An 883-nucleotide genomic window follows, 5' to 3' on the forward strand; every position below is an offset into this window, starting at 1 on the left:
CACCTCGATGGCCAGCCCGCACGTGGCCGGCGCCGGCGCGCTCGTGCTGCAGGACGCGCCCGGCTCCTCCCCGCAGGCGGTGCAGGACCGGCTGCTGGCCGAGGGGAGCTCCGGAACGCTCACCGGCGTTCCCTGGTGGACCCCGAACCTGCTGCTCAACGTCGAGGACCTGTAACCGTTCCGGCCCTCGTCCCGGCGCCGTCCCCGTCCGCGGGGGCGGCGCCCCGTCATTCCCAGGGGCACCACGGTGATCACTCGACGCGACATTCGCTTCACGGTTTACCCGACGAGGTGGCCGCATCCTGCCACTTGGACACCTTGACACCCGATCGCACCGCAGGGTGCACACGGCGTATACCGTTCACCCCGTTTTCCGAACGATGTAACCGAACGTGAAGACCCTGTTGCCTGCGATGCATTCACGACTAATGTCCCGGCCGCGCCTCGAAACCCGAGACGCACCGAAAGCTCCCACAAGGAGGAGTACGTGAAGCACGTGTCCATGAAGCGCACCGCGGTCGGCGTCGCCACGGCGAGCCTGCTCGCGGTCCCCGCGGCGCTTCTCGGCGGCACCGCGGCCGCCGCCGACGAGCTCGCCCCCCTCTACTCCAGCTCCGATGCCGTCGCCGGCGAGTGGATCGTCGTCCTCAAGGACGGCTCCCAGGCCACCCAGCAGAACAGCGACCGGTTCGGCATCGCCTCCACCGACGTGGAGCACACCTTCTCCGAGGTGTTCGACGGCTACTCCGCCGAGCTGACCGGCACCGAGCTGGCGGAGGTCCGCTCCGACCCCGACGTCGCCTACATCGAGCAGGCCGGTCAGGCCGAGGCTTTCGTCCCCTGGGGCCTCGACCGGATCGACCAGGCGGACCTGCCGCTCGAC

The 883-nt window shown here is 69.8% G+C and carries 2 protein-coding genes; both read left to right on the forward strand.

Going from position 1 to position 883, the window contains the following annotated elements; genetic code table 11:
- The first annotated feature begins 7 nt into the window (after positions 1-7).
- Entirely contained in the window at positions 8-175 is a 168-nt protein-coding gene (locus tag D450_RS33590; protein ID WP_275041916.1) for a hypothetical protein, read from the forward strand.
- A 312-nt stretch (positions 176-487) separates the two neighbouring features.
- Positions 488-883: protease inhibitor I9 family protein (locus tag D450_RS0129040; protein WP_017542129.1), on the forward strand; the 396-nt coding region annotated here is incomplete at its 3' end.

The organism is Nocardiopsis halophila DSM 44494 (assembly GCF_000341245.1).
GTDB classification, from domain to species: domain Bacteria; phylum Actinomycetota; class Actinomycetes; order Streptosporangiales; family Streptosporangiaceae; genus Nocardiopsis_A; species Nocardiopsis_A halophila.